12 protein-coding genes are annotated in these 16,479 nt (G+C 47.5%); all 12 read right to left on the reverse strand.

Features of this window, described 5'->3' with window-relative positions; all coding sequences use genetic code 11:
- Window positions 1-20 precede the first annotated feature (20 nt).
- The 12 genes from OCV99_RS10135 to OCV99_RS10190 all read right to left on the reverse strand — a co-directional run bounded on the left by OCV99_RS10135 (window position 21) and on the right by OCV99_RS10190 (window position 16,471).
- Window positions 21-896, reverse strand: a complete 876-nt coding sequence (locus OCV99_RS10135) for a hypothetical protein (protein WP_158370302.1) — start codon at window positions 894-896, stop codon at window positions 21-23.
- A 71-nt stretch (window positions 897-967) separates the two neighbouring features.
- Complete coding sequence (locus OCV99_RS10140; protein ID WP_158370304.1) at window positions 968-1,222, reverse strand: hypothetical protein; 255 nt, start codon at window positions 1,220-1,222, stop codon at window positions 968-970.
- A gap of 5 nt (window positions 1,223-1,227) precedes the next feature.
- Window positions 1,228-4,773 carry an S-layer homology domain-containing protein gene (locus OCV99_RS10145; protein ID WP_158370306.1) on the reverse strand — a complete coding sequence of 1,182 codons (3,546 nt, stop codon included), beginning with the start codon at window positions 4,771-4,773 and terminating at the stop codon, window positions 1,228-1,230.
- Window positions 4,709-8,788, reverse strand: coding sequence for a LamG-like jellyroll fold domain-containing protein (locus tag OCV99_RS10150; protein WP_262575364.1), 4,080 nt, complete (start codon window positions 8,786-8,788; stop codon window positions 4,709-4,711). Before OCV99_RS10150 ends, OCV99_RS10145 begins: the two co-directional genes overlap by 65 nt.
- Window positions 8,703-9,146 (reverse strand): hypothetical protein, encoded by a 444-nt coding sequence (locus tag OCV99_RS10155; RefSeq protein WP_262575366.1) that lies wholly within the window; start codon window positions 9,144-9,146, stop codon window positions 8,703-8,705. Before OCV99_RS10155 ends, OCV99_RS10150 begins: the two co-directional genes overlap by 86 nt.
- 110 nt (window positions 9,147-9,256) lie before the next feature.
- Complete coding sequence (locus OCV99_RS10160; protein ID WP_158370310.1) at window positions 9,257-10,195, reverse strand: LCP family protein; 939 nt, start codon at window positions 10,193-10,195, stop codon at window positions 9,257-9,259.
- Window positions 10,173-10,976, reverse strand: coding sequence for a tyrosine-protein phosphatase (locus tag OCV99_RS10165; RefSeq protein WP_262575368.1), 804 nt, complete (start codon window positions 10,974-10,976; stop codon window positions 10,173-10,175). The genes OCV99_RS10160 and OCV99_RS10165 overlap by 23 nt, the downstream gene beginning before the upstream one ends.
- Window positions 10,977-10,985: 9 nt before the next feature.
- Window positions 10,986-12,146, reverse strand: coding sequence for an ATP-binding cassette domain-containing protein (locus OCV99_RS10170; RefSeq protein ID WP_262575370.1), 1,161 nt, complete (start codon window positions 12,144-12,146; stop codon window positions 10,986-10,988).
- Window positions 12,143-12,790, reverse strand: a complete 648-nt coding sequence (locus tag OCV99_RS10175) for an ABC transporter transmembrane domain-containing protein (protein ID WP_262575371.1) — start codon at window positions 12,788-12,790, stop codon at window positions 12,143-12,145. The genes OCV99_RS10170 and OCV99_RS10175 overlap by 4 nt, the downstream gene beginning before the upstream one ends.
- Window positions 12,791-12,817: 27 nt before the next feature.
- Window positions 12,818-14,293, reverse strand: coding sequence for a tyrosine-protein kinase domain-containing protein (locus OCV99_RS10180; protein ID WP_158370314.1), 1,476 nt, complete (start codon window positions 14,291-14,293; stop codon window positions 12,818-12,820).
- Complete coding sequence (locus OCV99_RS10185; RefSeq protein ID WP_158370316.1) at window positions 14,181-15,653, reverse strand: tyrosine-protein kinase domain-containing protein; 1,473 nt, start codon at window positions 15,651-15,653, stop codon at window positions 14,181-14,183. The genes OCV99_RS10180 and OCV99_RS10185 overlap by 113 nt, the downstream gene beginning before the upstream one ends.
- A 20-nt stretch (window positions 15,654-15,673) precedes the next feature.
- The gene (locus tag OCV99_RS10190; protein ID WP_158370318.1) at window positions 15,674-16,471 is read right to left on the reverse strand and encodes a hypothetical protein; all 798 of its coding nucleotides are present in this window, start codon (window positions 16,469-16,471) and stop codon (window positions 15,674-15,676) included.
- Window positions 16,472-16,479: the final 8 nt, after the last annotated feature.

A 16,479-nucleotide genomic window follows, 5' to 3' on the forward strand; every position in this document is an offset into this window, starting at 1 on the left:
CCTTGCGCGCATTTTCCCGGTTATACTCCATCCTGCCGGAATCTTCTGCGCAAATCCTCCACTGCACTGGCGTCTTTCCTGCATTGAAAGGTATATACCGGGATCTTCTCTGCAGCCGAAAATAAAAGTTCCGCCTGCTTTTTTTTCATCTTCTCATCCATATAGGCAAATGTACTTTCCCGCATAAGCGGCAGAATACATCTGCTTTCCTTCAATTTCTGAATCTGATTCCTTTCTCCCTGGCTCAGAATAACAATCGCCCGCACCGGCGACTGATAATTCCGGTAGACGCCGGAAGAACCGGCGTAAGGAGAGCCTGCCGCAAAGATTCTTCCCTCCTTCTCATAAAGAACCGCCCGGTCGCCATTCATGGTAACGCCGCCGCCATACTGTTCCCACAATTGCGCCTGGGTAGATTTGCCGATTCCGGAAGGGCCTGAGAAAAGAACCGCGCCTTCCTCCGTCTCCACATAGGCGGCATGAAGCAGGATTCTTCCCCTGGTGTAAAACATTTCCTCAAACGCCATGTAAAAGCTCCAGTTCTTCGCTCTCTTAAAATCCTCCTGCACTTCTTTCGGAAGATAGAGCCGGTATTGGTCTGCACATTCCCGCCTCCGTACCAAAGTTACCTCTCTTTCTTTATGAACCTTACTGTAGGGAAAGGTACGGTAACGGTACTGTCCGTCTTCTGTAATCCGGCAGAATTCCCCTGCATATAACTCCCGCTCTCCCCTCCTGTCACGAGAAGGCCTGCCTGTAAGAACCTCATACAGAATCTCCGGTGTTCTCGGCTCTTCCAAAAGGAATGCCCTGTATCTTTCTTCTAACTCCAACGGCATCCCTGTTATCCAGCGAAATGAAATTCCCGCCACAGAAAAATCATACTGGTATTTCATCCTCTTCCCTCCAAAAAAGCAAAACGAAACAGAAACAAATCCTGCTTCTGTTCCGTCTTTCTCTTTAAATATTACGAAGTATATATTGCATTATCTGCGGGTCCGTGAAGACAGATACCATCGTATTCTTCATGGCTATATGGAATTTCGCATGAATCCGAAAAAATCCCTATCGAAAATGCATCCTCCATAAGCGGATTATTTGTTGATGTACATTGATTGTCCATCATCGTAACAATCGCCCCGCATCCGGACGCAGTCGCAATTATTTCACTAGCCGAAAATTCTTCAATCATAATCCTGGGTTTCTGATATGTTTTTTTCATAATTCTCACTCCTCCTCATCTGTCAGCAGACTCTGCCGCTCCTGGAACCGCTGAATGATTGCTGCGCACATTGCACGGTTGGTATCTCCCTGCGGATTGATCATACCATTATCACCTTGGATCAGTTTTTCAGAAACTGCCCACGCAACACCCTTGGCGGCAAATGCACTTACCTGCCTGCTGTCTTCAAAGCCTGACATATCAGAGGAAGCTTCCATACTCTCTCCCTTATACTGTGCATACCGATACATCATAACTGCAATCTGTTCACGGGTAATCGGGTCTGTCGGTCCAAAACAGCCCGCCCGGTCACCGGAAGTATAACCTGTGATTACACCGATATCCTTCTGGCTTGCCCATATAACTGCATCTGTATAGAACTGATTATCCGCAACATCCTTAAAGGTCTCCTTGTACGCTACCTTCGGACTGCCTGCCATACGGTACAAAATCACTGCAAACTGTGCTCTGCAGATGGTCTGATCCGGTCCGAAATACGTCTTATCCAGACCTGTCATAATTCCCTTCTTATACACATAGCGGACATAGGATTCATACCAGCTTCCGGCCGGGACATCCACAAAGGGAAGCGCCTTACTATCATCATCCGGTCTGATATCCGGCTTCGTATCCGGCTCAGCGTCCGGCTTCGTATCCGGCGTCGTGTCTGAATCTGCGTCCGGCTTCGTATCCGGCGTCGTGTCCGAATCAACGTCCGGCTTTGTATCCGGCGTCGTGTCCGGAGCAACATCCGGCTCCTCCGCTTTACTTACGAACATCGCCTTCATAAGACTATAGGTATCTGCCGCAAGCGTTGATGGCTCGTTCGGATTCTCTGTAAGATCAGAACCGGCAACCGGTGTCAACGTATAGCCTTTTACTTTCAGATTTGTAAGCGAAACCATACTCTCTCCCGTAGATGCCAGGATTACCAGATAGGATCCATCCGCATACCGCTTACAATTTGCCAGATCAATCTTATAATACATCGGTGTATAAGTCGTAAGTGTAATCGTCTGTGCCTTCTCATTATCAGCTGTAAGAACTTTTATTTCTGCAGATGATTTCTGATCATCCGCCACCTTCTTCGCCTCGATCTGTAAGGTTCTGTCTGCTTCTGGAATTGCACTGCCTGCTTCCGGAACCGCACGGAATGCGATTGCATTACCTGCGGCAAGATATACCTCATTGTTCGGTCCGCGCTTCAGTATTTTCTCTAAACTGTCAATCGCATCAATTGGCACGGTCGTATCCGGATTCTCAACCTGTGCATTTCCTGCATGGTACATCACCACTCCAAGTTCCGGATCCACTGCCACAAGAGAAACAGCAGAGCCACTTGTAGTCGTTGTTGTTCCTGTCGTACTGTCATCCCCGGAACTATCCATGTTCTTTAAAATTGCGTCCAGATTCTCAAACTTAACAGACCCAAGAAGGAGGTCTCTCACTTCTTTAATATCGGCCTTATATTCGGAGCCCAGATAATATTGGCTTACAGCTGTGTTCTTTCCGTCCTTTGTATTTGCAGGATCGTAAATACGGATTGCATCTATATATACATAGCTGTTGGTAACTGTCTCATCCGCCCTGTTCTTCGTCCTCATTGCCTTAATCGTCACATCATACTGGCCGTATGCAAGATCCTTGATGCTTACCATCGGAAGCTGATACAACTTACCATTTGCGTAAGAAGTATCTACAATTGTGCTCTTCTCAAGCTTGCCCGGAACACCTTCGGTATCCGAATGTTCTCTGACTATTACCGCAAGGCCTGCCGTATCTATCGTGCTTCTGCCTATCAGGTCAAATCCTCTTCCCCGGAAGGTAAATTCCATCGTTCCTCTATTGGCGGCATTAGACGCATCAAGCCTTGTGCTACCTTCGGCGCTGTCCAAAGTATTTTCTCTGCTCTCATAAAGAGTCTTTATTTCATCCGCCTCAAGCGCCCGGTCGTAGATACGCACATCGCGGACGTCACCTGCAAAATAGTCATCACCATTTCCTCTATAGGGAGATGTTCCAATATATCCCACCAGGTCTCTCTGCAAATCTGCAAGACTAATTCCTGTTGCCGGATTCTCAGCTACTTTCTCTCCATTACAGTAAAGAGTCATTTTATTCGCTCCAAGAACCACTGTATACAAGGCAAGTTCACCACGCTTGGCAGCAGCGGTTATGGTTTGTGGGTTGTTATGCCAGGAACCAAGTGTAATAACTGAACTTATATTGCTGCTAGAATCATCTGGCTTCAGCGACCAATAGTGTGTCGGCCAGTTCCCATCATTGCTTCCGATATACATTGCAATATAATTTCTTGTAACATCTGACTGATTCTTCATCCACACAGACACTGTCATATCCGTCTTATCATTCGTAAGCCCTGTCGGAAGCTCTACGTAAGCAGCATCGCTGCCTGAAGCTCCTCCCGGTAATGTCAGTGTATCGCCGCTTATCTTCGCTCCCGACTGCCTGATATATCCATTGTTACCTTTTCCGGAAATATCAGCCACCGGTGTATTTGCTGCAACCGTTCCGTCCGCATTCGCCGTCACAGTTGAGAAATCATAATGTACAAGCAAGTTCTCCTCAACAACCGAAGCATTCGTATTCGTGCTGTATACGGCATCATATCCATATACACCCGTCTGATCATTCGACTGCATAAGCTTACCGCCTGCTGCCTTCTGGTTATCTCCTGTCACTGTAATCGCCTGAAAATCATCCTCATAATATACTACCTCTGCCGGAACCATCGTTATCGTTCCAGCCATACGTACGCCGTCTGCAGAAGTTGCTTCCGGGGCGTCCATATCAGTATCCAATGACTTCTTTACATCCACACGATAATTGTACACATCCGCATTCTCCATAAATGCGGTCGGCGTATAGATCAGCTTTGTGCCATCCAACTGAAGCGTTGAAGTATCTGTATTTACCATTGTAGTATTTTTTCCATACGCATCCCAGGCGTCAGCCTGTGCATTGCCCTGGCTGATACCCATAAACTCATTCGCCGCTGTTACACCACTAATGCTCAGCCCGGTATCTCCGACAATTTCATATTTTCCTGCCGTGCTTGTCTCACGGATACCAACACTGCTTCCCTTCGCATTCAGATCTACCGGAAGGCCATAATCCAGTACATATGCATGGTTCTTCGGTTCATACACATGCACGGTCGCTCTGGCCGGGTTACCATTGACATCTACGTAATCAATGACTACATTTTCCTGCAGCTCGCCTTTAAATTTGATTCCACTATTGGCGCCTGAAGCATCCTTCTCAATATCTGCAGTACAATAAACAATAGGAGAGTTGGTAATTTCCTGTATTCCTGGAATCGGAAGGAACGTCTCATGATCCTTCCATGCATAAAACTCGCTGCTGCTCTTTGTCATATTTGAAATAACATCAACAGTCCCTGGTCTTATATCTCCATCAACTGTGCCGCTTATATGATCATTTCCTACCGTCTGGTATTCTTTCTCATAAGTTCCCGCCGCAAGATCTTCCCGGAACGTATAAGCTGTCAACGCCAGCGGTTGTATCATCTCCCTCGTAAACGGTATAATCTCCTACATAGACGAATGCCTCGCTTCCGGAACCAAAGAGATTGGACAGCGTCAGTTGGAACTTAAAGGTATCTTCACTTTGTTCATCCCCATACATCTCTTTTTTTATCGTAACAGCATTCGTCTTTACCGTATTAACATACGCTGCGGTTAAGTTGACAATTTCCACTCCGTTTTCACTCAGCGATACACTACCGTCTTTATCATACAGTGCAAACTGCCCTTCTGTGTTACCGTCATACGTTGATTTTTCGTCGTCAATAACGTACCCTTCACTGCTTCCAAGCACATTTTTATGTGAATCATACAAATTCCAACTGGTGGCATATTTCTCCGAATCCGCTGTCTGGCTTACCGCAAATAATGTTCCTGCTTCATCCAAAAACCCTGTTGGATTATCTTCTGTAGCCACTCTCTGAACCAGAAGAATGGAATCTTCTCCTTTCACCGTTATATGCCCCTCTTTGAGCGTGTCTGTGGAATAACGGGTCCCGTCATTGTATGCAACCTCTTCCCCATCTACCGGCTGAAGCCCTTTGCCACTTTCCTTATAATCAGAGGAAACGTCCAGTCCAAAGCTTTCCTGCTTGATAATCTCTGCCATCCGATCTTTCAGAGCGTCGTTGACGCCATCCGTATTTACCGTATTTGTAATGGCAATGGTATTTTCCTGCGGGAAGTTAAAACGAATCTTTAAGTTCCCTTCCAGCTTTCCTCTTTCCGTATAATAGATTACCGCTTTATGCTCGACAGACGGGTCAGAGAAATCCAGCCCAAGTTCTTCGAAAGTCTTCGTTACTGTACTGCCTGCCGGTCCTGCAGCATCATTTCTTCTTGTCACTGCTTCGTCATAAGTCTCAATAGTTCGTGCATAAGTAGTTACGGTCTGTTCTGCAAAATCAACCACACCTTCACATTCTCCGTGAGAACCGCCGATGTCAAGCGCTAGCTTCCCGTCGATATAGAGGAAGAAATCATCATCCCCATTGAATTCAAACCTGATAGGAACACGCTCTCCTGAACCATTTTTACTTGAAAGCTTTCCATCATATGTAGAACGGAAATTAAAAGCCATCTTTGCCGCGAATCCGCAATTCGCCACATCCTTGTCATCGCCATTTTGATTGAATGGAAGGAAGCTTATTCCGTCATGGCCGACATAGCCGTTTCTTGCATCATAACACCGGTTATCGGGAACCCATGTAACCGTATTATTAGGATCTTCTGAAATATGAATGGTTTCTTTTCCTGCATCACCGCTCTGGAACTCATAATAGTCAATCCCGGTTGCTTCATCTGTCACCGTTTTAAATGGCATCAGCACATTCTCATAAATGTTCATATAGACGCTTCCCTGCTCATCTGCCGCAAGTGCATCACTAACATCATTAAAATACGGCGTCAAAGCGTCATTCATAGTCAGCGTATCATTCTCTCCAAGATTCGGATCCATACTTCCCTGCGCCGCCAGCTGGGTATACTGGTGTGCATTATATCCCCATATTGATCCGTAGAAGTTTTCCCCATATTCTTTAAAGGAAACGCCTTCGCCCGGTTCGTACTGGTACTCCATCAGATGGGAATTATTATTCGGGTCTTCGTCATAATCTCTGTACGCTTCATCCAGGCTGTAGAAATCTCCCCAGTAAATCGGATGGAAATTATAAGATTTCAGATCTCCTGTAAGCGTAAGTTTCTCTTTCCAATACTTGTCAACCGCCTTATTGAACTGTACAAATTCAGACTCGCTGCTGACAATCTCTCCCGCTTCATTCCGTTTCATAACATAACTGTTAGAATTGTAATTTCCTTTTCCCTCTCGCTCCGGGTCTGACAGATAATCATACCACGTAGATTTTACCGTGAACATCTGCTTCCCGTTTTCATCGAGAACTTCCTTCTGTTGAGACTCGACAACATTGTATACGGAAATATCCACGGTCTGAGACTTCCCGCCATACGTAATGGTAACCGTCTGATTTCCAAGTTCTGACTTGTAGCCCGTCACTTCATAATCTTCCGGCGCAAGAGTCACGCTAGAACCATTCGCCAAAGTAACTTTCACATCCAGATACTCCTGCAGATGCCCGGCAAGTACCTTGATTCTGCCATCAGGAGCAACTTCTGCCCCTTCTTTCGGAGATACCGTCAACGCATTGACCTCCGGGTGAATTGCCTTGTCATAAATCTGAAAATTATCGATATATCCGCCGTAATATTCATAGATTCCGCCGGGATGTCCCCAGTTTGCTTTGCCAATCTGCGCAATCCCGCCGTTTTCTCCAATAATATCCTGCAGCGGGTAATAACTTCTTATCTCATCCTTCTTCTCGCCATTTACATATAAAGTCGTCTTTTCGCTGCTGATCACAAGATCAATGTGCCTCCACGAAGACGCAAGCCCGGCCGTATCTACATCGATCGAAGGCAGCCGGAATCCTGACGCTGCATTATCCCAGTAATGCACATACATATGCCTGCCGGCTTCCTGGATACCAATATATTTTTCTTTCAGATACTCCTGTGAAACAGTGTTTTCCGCCGCATAAAAAGACCACTTCCCGGTGGAAAGATCCACATAGGGTTTACTGTCATAGGAAATCGTAATCTCTTTCTGCCCTTTTAACGGAGAAGCCCCATTCTGCAAAAGATTCAGATAGGTTCTGTTCTTTTCTGCAAGAAACAGCTCCGTACTGCCGTCACCGTCCGTATCATAGACAAGGAAAGGCCTTGCAACCGCTCCCGCCCCTGCAAATCCTGTCTCTTCATCATCAAAAGTGAAGTCTGCAATTTTCTTGGCAGCCGTTGCTGCCTCTTTATTTCCATATACTGCCGACACCTCGTCCGCTGTCAGCGCACCGTCATATATACGGAAATTATCCAGCATACCATTATAGAATTCACCGTCTCCCCAGTTGGCGCGGCCAATCTGAAAGATCCCGCCGGATTCGCCAAGGATATCGGCCAATGTCGCTGCATTCTCTGCTGCTTCGCTGGCTTTCACCAATTCGCCGTCAATATAAAGCGAAGTACAATCCGCATCATACACCACCGCTACATTTTTCCATTCTCCCATAACCGGAGCCTGATTGGTACGCACATCAAGATCTGCCTTTCCGGAGTTCTGATCTGCCTGACGGATCACATCTGTTGAGCCACTATTCTCATCCACAGCTATATAATTCGGATTTCTCCAATCTTGAGCATCGATATCTTTCGCAGCGTAGAATGGCCAGTCATTTGTATAACTGTTGCCTTCAAAATAACTGTCGAATACGATTGTTGCCGTCGTAAGTCCATGAAGAACCGGCGTCCCATCTGCCTTCGTCACATACAGTGTCTGCTCTTTTCCGCGAAGGTCAAGAGCCTTACCATCTGTTTCCCTGATCTGCATGATTCCGTCGCTGTCGCCTGTTACAGAAGCCTTGGCAGCTCCGCCTGAGAAGCTGTCTCCTTCCATGCTTTCGAAATCAAAATCAGCGAGAAGCGGGATTTCACTTACATCCGCTGTACCTGCAACCTGCTCCGCTGTGAGTGCGCCATCGTACACCTGGAAGTTATCAATATAACCATTATAGAATTCTCCTTCACCCCAGTTCGCCTTTCCGATCCAAAAGACGCTGTTCTCACCCAAAATATCAGACAATGGTGTAGCGCCTGTATTTTCTGTTGTCGCAATCTGTTCACCATCCTGATACAAGGTAATGGTTGTTGCATCCACGACAACTGCTACCTTTTTCCACTGGTTCGAAGCAAGCGCTTTACCGCTATCCGGAAGCAGCAGCATAGAACCCGGATCTGTTCCCAGGAGGCCATCGCCGGTCTGGCGTCCGGCTCCATACCTTTCTACTCTGCTCACTCCCTCTATAATGCCAAGATAGTTTAAGTTCCCTTCCTTTACCGTACCTTTATCCCCCGTCTGTATTGGGCGTATTCGCATCACTGTCTGCACAGAATGCCCATGACTGTCCAGTTCCCAGGTAATAGCTGTCATACATAATCGTGACGGCATCTTTTCCGGTAAGCAGCGGGGTTCCATCTGCCTTCGTCACTGTCAAATACTTATCCTCGGTCAGATCCAGATAATGATCCGTTATTCTGTCTGTCAGCGTATAGCCGCCGTCCGTCATTGCCGCAGCTTCTGTGCCATAGGAATCCGTAAATTTTAAACCGTTCAGCGCCGTGCCCGTCACGCTGTTAAAATCCAGCGAAACCATCGGATTCTCTGTTGTGCCATCCGGCCCTTTGGGCGTCTGCGCCGCCGCCGGAAGCTGAATACTGGTTGAAAAAAGTGCCGTCGCCAACAATGCGGCGCCTATTCTCCGTCCTGCCTTCCTTTTTCTCTCCCTCACTTTAATCTCTCCTTTACTTTGCTTTAACATTTGTATATTTATTTTATTGTATCTTTTCTTCAGCAAAAAAGCTACATACTTTAGTATGCGATTTTTCACTGTTTTTTCTATTAATACAGATAATCCTGTATATTCTTTTTATTTTCTTCTATATTTATCTCCAGGACAGCCATTCCCTCATAATCAGCAAACTGATAAGTGCCCTCTGCGGGGACGCTGATCTGCTGCACTTTCAAATTCTCCTCTGCCAGTACTTTTTCTGCCATATCATAGATATCGGCAATTGCCATATTGGTCTTCACCTGCGTCATGCAGAAATTAATCAGGGAAAGAACTGCCGCCGGATCTTTCTCCTGCATCACCTTCCGGTAGATTCCGTTCAGCACGCTCCTCTGCCGCCTTGTCCTGCCGAAATCATTGTCAAGAGAGCGGTTCCTCGCATGTGACAGCGCCTGTGTTCCGGTGAGAAGATTTATCCCCTCCTGTGCATCGGGCATACCATTCGCACGGTAATACTCTGCTTCTTCCGCCGTAAAAGGCACTTCTATCCCGCCCAGATTGTCAATCACATTTACCAGATTATCAAAGCTGATCGTAATATAGTTCTGAATATCAAGACCGTACACCTTATTTATAGTATTAATCGTCAGCCCCACGCCTCCATAAGCGTAGGTATGCCCCAGCCTGCTCTTCCCATAACCGTCAATTTCCACCAGAGAATCTCTCAGGAATGACGCCAGCGTTGCCTTCTTTTCTTTTGCATTATAAGAAACCAGCATAATACTATCCGAACGTCCCATATCCGTATTAGGATCCCTGGAATCTGTTCCCACCAAAAGTACGTTAAATACTTCTTCGTCCTGTATCTCTTCCCTTGCAATCGCCACCTGAGAAGCCGTCGGGTCCACATCCTCCGGTTCCTTTACCGCTACGGAATCCTTGTAGATCTGCCGGAGCAAAAAAGCACACACACCGACAACCATCAGTATGATTGCCAAAAGTATCACGGCAAGAATCTTAATCTTCTTATGCTCTTTGAAAAACTTCACACTCTCTTCCTCCCGTTCTTTCCTGTAGCTTTTGCTTCGGCATACAGCGGATAAGCTTCTGATTCTTAAGTATCCGTCGTGGATTTTCTTCAAAAATCACCTGTAAATACTTCTCCGGATAATTTTCCTGCAGCATTTGGTACGTATCCTTCATGCAGGGTGTCCTCTGATAAGAACCGTGGGCGTCGCTTGCAATCACCGAGACCAGCCTTTCCTTCATCATATACTCTGCCGCCGCCCTGGCTCTCCGCCCAAAACGTCCATGAAAGCTTCCCTTATTCACCTGGATTGGATAGTGCTTTTCCCTCCATTCCTGCAGGATCCCGGGAATCTCCCGGACAAATTCATACCGCTCTGCATGGGCGATAACAGGAACCAGATTCATTGCCCTGATCCTGTCCAACACATCCCCTGCAAACCCCGGATCTTCGTCAAATGCAAATTCAACCAGCAGATACCTGCTTCCATTCAGCGTGAGTATCTTCCCATCCCGCAAAAGCTCCGGCAAATCCCAGGTGGCAAACACCTCGGCTCCCGGCAGGATTTGGATGGGAATCTCTGCCTGTTCTGCCGCTCCGGCCACACGCCGAAACAGTTCCCTGTACTCTCTGCCCGCATAATTTCCATTGCTTCCCGGAATATTGCAGTGGGGTGTTGCCGCAATTGCCGTTACCCCGGAATCCGCTGCCATCCTTGCCATATGCAGCGCTTCGCCTATGTCTGCCGCGCCATCGTCAATTCCGGGCAGTATATGTGCGTGTATATCAATCATTTTCTCCATCATCCCTCTTTAAAAATCCATCGCCATCTGTCCGGCTTCATCCTCTGACAGCTCTGTTATCTTTGTATCCATTACCCGGTACACTCTCCTGCACATACTCAGCACACTCGGCCGATGCGTCGTCACAATACAGGTTCTGCCGGAATCCCGACTGATAAGGTTCTTCAGTACCCTCCGTTCTGTCGCCACGTCCAGCGCTGAAGTTGCTTCATCTAACAACAGAACCGGACATTCCCGCAGCACGGCTCTTGCTATGGCAATCCGCTGCGCCTGTCCCTCCGAAAGACCTCTGCCTTTTTCCCCCACGCTGCTGTGGATGCCCTTCGGCAGTTTCTCCACAAATTCCCATGCACATGCAGTTTTCAGAGCTTCTATGATCTCCCCGTCCGTCGCATCCTCTCTCACCATTCGCATATTTTCAGCAATGGTTCCTGTCAGAATCGTATTTCCCTGTGGCACGTAGGCAAAAAGTTGTCTTGTATGCACACCCGCCTCTATCTGCCGCTCTCCGGACTTTATAAGAAAGACCTTTCCCGCTTCCGGGCGGATTAATCCAAGAATCAGACGAACCATAGTCGTTTTTCCCTCTCCGGAAGGCCCCACCAACGCTACGATTTCTCCCGGGCAGGCTCTGAATTGTGACTGTCCAATGACCTTCTTGCCCTGGACATAAGAGAATTCTACATTCTCCATTCGTACCTCTAGTCCGCCTGCCGTCCACAGGGGAACCTTCCATTCTCCCTCGCCGCACATTTCTTCCCATTCATGCCCCTTCGCATCTTCTTCCCTGGGAAGCTCCATAATCTCCCGGATGCGCCGGGCCGACACGGAACTGCTTAAAAAGCCCGGTATCAGTGACGCCATCTGATGAAATGCCGCCGATAGGCTGCTTCTTTGCTGCAAGAACAGAGTCATCGTCCCATAAGTAATATCCCGCGTCCACAGACGGAACAGGCAGTAACCGAATGCCACAAACTGTACCAGCATCCCTAACACCGACAAAGCCGCATTGGCCTTAATCGTAAAGAGGTTATATTTCAGGCTGATTTCTTTGAATTTTTCCTGCCATCCATGCATTTTTCCGTTATATCTGTCCGTAATTCCAAAGGATTTAATCGTATCCAGATTGTAGAAAGCTTCCGCCTCAAAAGTCATAAGATGGCTGCTCATCTCCCGGACTTCCCGCTGTAATCTCTCTGTTTCTTAATCAACAAACGGGAAGAAGCCAGCAGAAACGGAGCGCTTCCCATGGCGATGACTGCCATCACCCAGTCATAATGCAGAATCACAAAAAAAGTAGCCACAAACTTATAGATTGACAGAATAACTGTCGGGAGCCAGCTAATTGCATTACCGCTGACGGTCTTAATATCGCCGTTAAATCGATTCAGTAAATCTCCGTTGGTGAAATGGTTCAACTCCAGCCAGTCCGTGTCCATAATATGCCCGAAAACATCTGCCTGAATATCGTTGTTAATCAAGATACTCAGCTTTGTAGATACCCGGCTAATTAAACTGTCAAACAAGAGACTCAGCATGGAGCTGCCCGCCATAATGACAGCCAGTACAGCAAGCTTGCTTGTCTGATAACCGGTAATAATATCAATCAGATATTTTCCCGCCACACTTCCTGCAAGCCCCAGAGTAGTACTGAGTATTCCCAAAAGCACATAGACGGCTATCGCGCCTTTGTACCGGATACTATAATGGAAGCTCCATTTCCAGTCCTCTATGATTTCTGAAAATGTACCATTTTTCCAGTGGGAAATCAGCATAGCCAGAGAACTGCCTTCCGGATTCTTCTGTTCTTTCATTCTTGTCCGCATCCTTTCCCGCAGCTTCTAATCATCATTCAGAACACAGCCGATAATATGTACATTGTGCTCCGCAAATTGTTCCAGACAATTCAGGATGAAATCAGCCCTTGCGAAATCCTTCTTTACCACCAGTACGATTCCATCCACATACTGCGCCAGGATTCCTGCATCAGCAAGAAGTCCGATGGGCGCGCTGTCAAGAATTACATACTCCGCTTTATCTTTCAGAGAATCAATCAGCTCCTTCATCTTTGGGTTGTCCAGAAGCTCTGTACTGTCCGCGTCCGCATTTCCTCCGGAAACATACAGGAAATTCTCCAAATCCGAAAATCCCATCTTCTCCCCGTACTGTATGCACTCTTCTAAATCCAGTTCTCCCGTTAAATACTCTGCCAATCCCTTTTCTTTGCCGGCCTTTAATATCTCACTGTCTGAGGGATTTCTCAGATCGCAGTCAATCAGCGCTGTTTTCTTATGATTCTGCGCCAGGGACAAAGCCAGGTTGACCGCTGTCGTACTCTTCCCCTCATCTGCCAGCGCACTGGTAATCAGAATACTCTTCAGCCCATTTTCGTGGGCGCTGTATTCGATCCTATTGCGGATAAGCCGGAAAGCCTCCACAAATTCCTGACTGATTTTCTTGTCCATGATATTAGACGGCTGTTTCGTTCTCCTGCTCCTCGTTTTGCGGTGAAGCCTGGGAACCGTTCCAATACATTTCATATTGATCCGCCTCATACAGTCCTCTTCTCTCCGAACCGTCCTGTTAGCAAATGCCATAAATGCAGCCAGCAAAAGTCCCGCGCCAATCCCGGCGATTCCGCCTCTGGCTGCGTTTCTTTTCACATCCTTCGGTTTGTCCGCATGAGCCGGAATCCCCGTCTCATCCAGCATCTCCATATTCACTTTTCCCACAATCAATTCTGACACAGACGGGTAATTATTTACCACCGCTCTCAGAGTTCGATAGGCGCGCTCCGCATCCGTATCTGTCACAGAAAGGGTCAAAAGATTCGTATTCTCCACCACCGACGCCTTAATCCTTCCCGGCACTGCATCCACGGAAAGCTCTTTCGCCACCTTCCGCTGCAGCACACCGCTGGTAAGAATATGCGGAAACGTAGTCGCCATCTGCTCTGCCGCACTGTTGTCGAAGAAACTGCTGTTGGTATATGTCCCGTCCTCCTGCTCTTCGTAGATATTAATGGTAAATGTAGCGGAGGCCGTATATCTTGGCTGATATGTCATATTCACCCACAGGCCGGATACCAGAGCGCCAATTATTCCCAGTACGAGAACCATCTTCCACGTCCTTTTTAACATCTTAAGATAATCCGCTGCAAAGGCAGTCAGATCAATCATCTCTTCTTCCTTTACTTTGTGTACTTCATTTTGTCCGCCCATATCCCGACTCCCTCTTATCTGTCTCCCGGCGTGGAGAATCGTATTTCCCGTACCTGCCATACCCATAGCCATAGCCGTAACCGTAGCCGTAGCCATAACCAGAAACCAGCGAGCCTTTGCCGCTCATCACATCGTTAAACACACAGCCCAACAGGCCTTTGCCATAATCATTTAACAGATCAATTGCATCGTTAATATATTTTACCTGCGTCCCGTTCTGCTTCACTACAAGCAGGGATGCATCCGCATATCCGGCAAGGACTTCCGTGTCGGAGCGCTTGTATACCGGCGGTGCGTCTATAATAATCAAATCCATCTTCCGGCGCATCTGTGCGACAAATTCTTCCATTCTCCCGGAAGCCAGCAGCTCCGTCGCATGAACTGCCTTTGTCTGGTTCACCATTACGCTGTAACCGTACTTCTCCAAATAGCTGACCGCTTCTTCCGGATCGCCGCCTTCTGCCAGACATCCGCCCCAGTCAGCAGCCTGCTTTGGATTTAACGGCAGGCGCTTCAGCAGCTCACAATTCTTGATATCCCCCTCGATCAGAAGAATCTTCCGGGACTGCTTTGCCATCAAATACGCCAGATTCACTGCCACAGTCGTCTTGCCTTCTCCCGGCGCAGCGCTGGTAACCAGAATGACCTTGACATTCTCATACCGCACCTGATACAGAAGCTTCATCCGCATCTTCTTCATTGCCTCGGTATAGCCAAAGCTTACGGACGGCTCTGTAATCACTATTTTCTTTTTCTTCCTCTTCAGAAAATCCCTGATATTCCGATATTTTCTCTCATGGCACAGCACACCGAAAAGCGTGGTGTCCAGTTTCTCCGCAGCCTCTTTTTCATTCTTGACCGTGTCCTTCAGACAAGAAAGCATCGCCAGCAAAATCAGCATGACAGCCGTGCCAATGAGAAATGCTTTCTGCATAATCTCCTTCCCACGGAACACCTGATCCGGTGCCGCCGGATATCCGGGCTTTTCAAATATTTCCATTACCACTTCGCCCAGCACATTCCTGCCTACCTCTGGGTAATATTCCAGCATCCCCCGCAGAAGCTTAAGCGCAGTCTCCGGACTGTCCGCGGTCACAGACACCGATAACAGATTCGTCTCCGGCACAACCTTAATTTTCACCTTTCCGTCAAAACTGTCCATTCCCAGCCCGTCGCTTACCATCTTCTTCAATACGTTACTGTCCATGACAGACCGGAAAACCTCTGTCATCTTCTGCGTTTTCGTCAGATTTGCATATGCCCCCGTGCTGCCGTTCCGGGAAGAAACTACGAAAGTAGTTCTTGAAGTATAGGTCGGCTGATACAAAAGCCTGCCCCCTATATACGCAAGAAATGCCGCCGATATTCCGATAGCCACAGCCACCCACAAATCATGGAATACATCTCTGATTATACAATAAATATCAATCTCCTGTTGTCTCGTCTCTCTCTCCAAAATTCTAACCCCATTCCGCCTTAGTTCACGATTACGATCAGCCTGTTTTTTCCCATGTCTTTTTCGCCATATACAACGTAATCCACATAGTATACTCCCGGCGTGCTCACAACTACATTGGATTCGATCTGAAGCGTCCCTTCCTGATCTGCGCTGTCAAAATACTGTGCCGGATCAAAGCCCGTATTTGCTCCAATATAGATCAGGTATTCCTTAAGCTTCACCTGTATTTTTTCCGCCGACGCATTATATACCTCCAGCGGCAGCCTGAGTTCTGCAGTCCTGCCCGCGCTGTCCGTGACCCGGAGATCTACATACCGTATCCCCACCGTCTTTTCGTCAGAAGCATTCTTCATCGTATATTTAATCTGTCCGCTCAGATCTCCGTCAAGTAAGCTTTCTGCCTCCACCCTGTCCAGCACATTTAGCGTATCTCCTGCCTTGTACCGCAGAGAATCCTTAAGCTTAAACCAGGGTCCCTGATAATCGATATATTTCAGCGTGCGCTCAGCTCTTCCCACATTGCCCTTCTCATCAATCGCAGCATAGGTTATGGTTCGTTCATTCTCCTCTGTAATCTCTGATATCTGCTCCACTACCAGCGTACCGCTTACGTCGCCTGACAGATTATCCTCTGCTTTCACATCCGCAAGCAGTTTCTCTTCTCCATCTTCTACATGAAGCAGCAATTCCCCTTCCGGAAATGTAATCTCTGGCGGGACTCGATCCTGCCCCGTCTTCTCATATACCCGAAAAGCCACAAACATTACTGTTGACAGAAGCAGCACTACAATACTTATGATTCTGATCTTCTTCATTCGGCATC

The sequence above is a fragment of the Dorea acetigenes genome, from assembly GCF_025567385.1.
GTDB classification, from domain to species: Bacteria; Bacillota; Clostridia; order Lachnospirales; family Lachnospiraceae; genus Claveliimonas; species Claveliimonas acetigenes.

Bases quoted from the DNA above. Each gene is read 5' to 3' on its own strand.
- OCV99_RS10135 (WP_158370302.1), bottom strand. From the start codon at position 896: ATGAAATACCAGTATGATTTTTCTGTGGCGGGAATTTCATTTCGCTGG.
- OCV99_RS10140 (WP_158370304.1), bottom strand. From the start codon at position 1,222: ATGAAAAAAACATATCAGAAACCCAGGATTATGATTGAAGAATTTTCG.
- OCV99_RS10145 (WP_158370306.1), bottom strand. From the start codon at position 4,773: ATGATACAACCGCTGGCGTTGACAGCTTATACGTTCCGGGAAGATCTT.
- OCV99_RS10150 (WP_262575364.1), bottom strand. From the start codon at position 8,788: ATGACAGCTATTACCTGGGAACTGGACAGTCATGGGCATTCTGTGCAG.
- OCV99_RS10165 (WP_262575368.1), bottom strand. From the start codon at position 10,976: ATGGAGAAAATGATTGATATACACGCACATATACTGCCCGGAATTGAC.
- OCV99_RS10170 (WP_262575370.1), bottom strand. From the start codon at position 12,146: ATGAGCAGCCATCTTATGACTTTTGAGGCGGAAGCTTTCTACAATCTG.
- OCV99_RS10175 (WP_262575371.1), bottom strand. From the start codon at position 12,790: ATGAAAGAACAGAAGAATCCGGAAGGCAGTTCTCTGGCTATGCTGATT.
- OCV99_RS10180 (WP_158370314.1), bottom strand. From the start codon at position 14,293: ATGGCTACGGCTACGGTTACGGCTATGGCTATGGGTATGGCAGGTACG.
- OCV99_RS10190 (WP_158370318.1), bottom strand. From the start codon at position 16,471: ATGAAGAAGATCAGAATCATAAGTATTGTAGTGCTGCTTCTGTCAACA.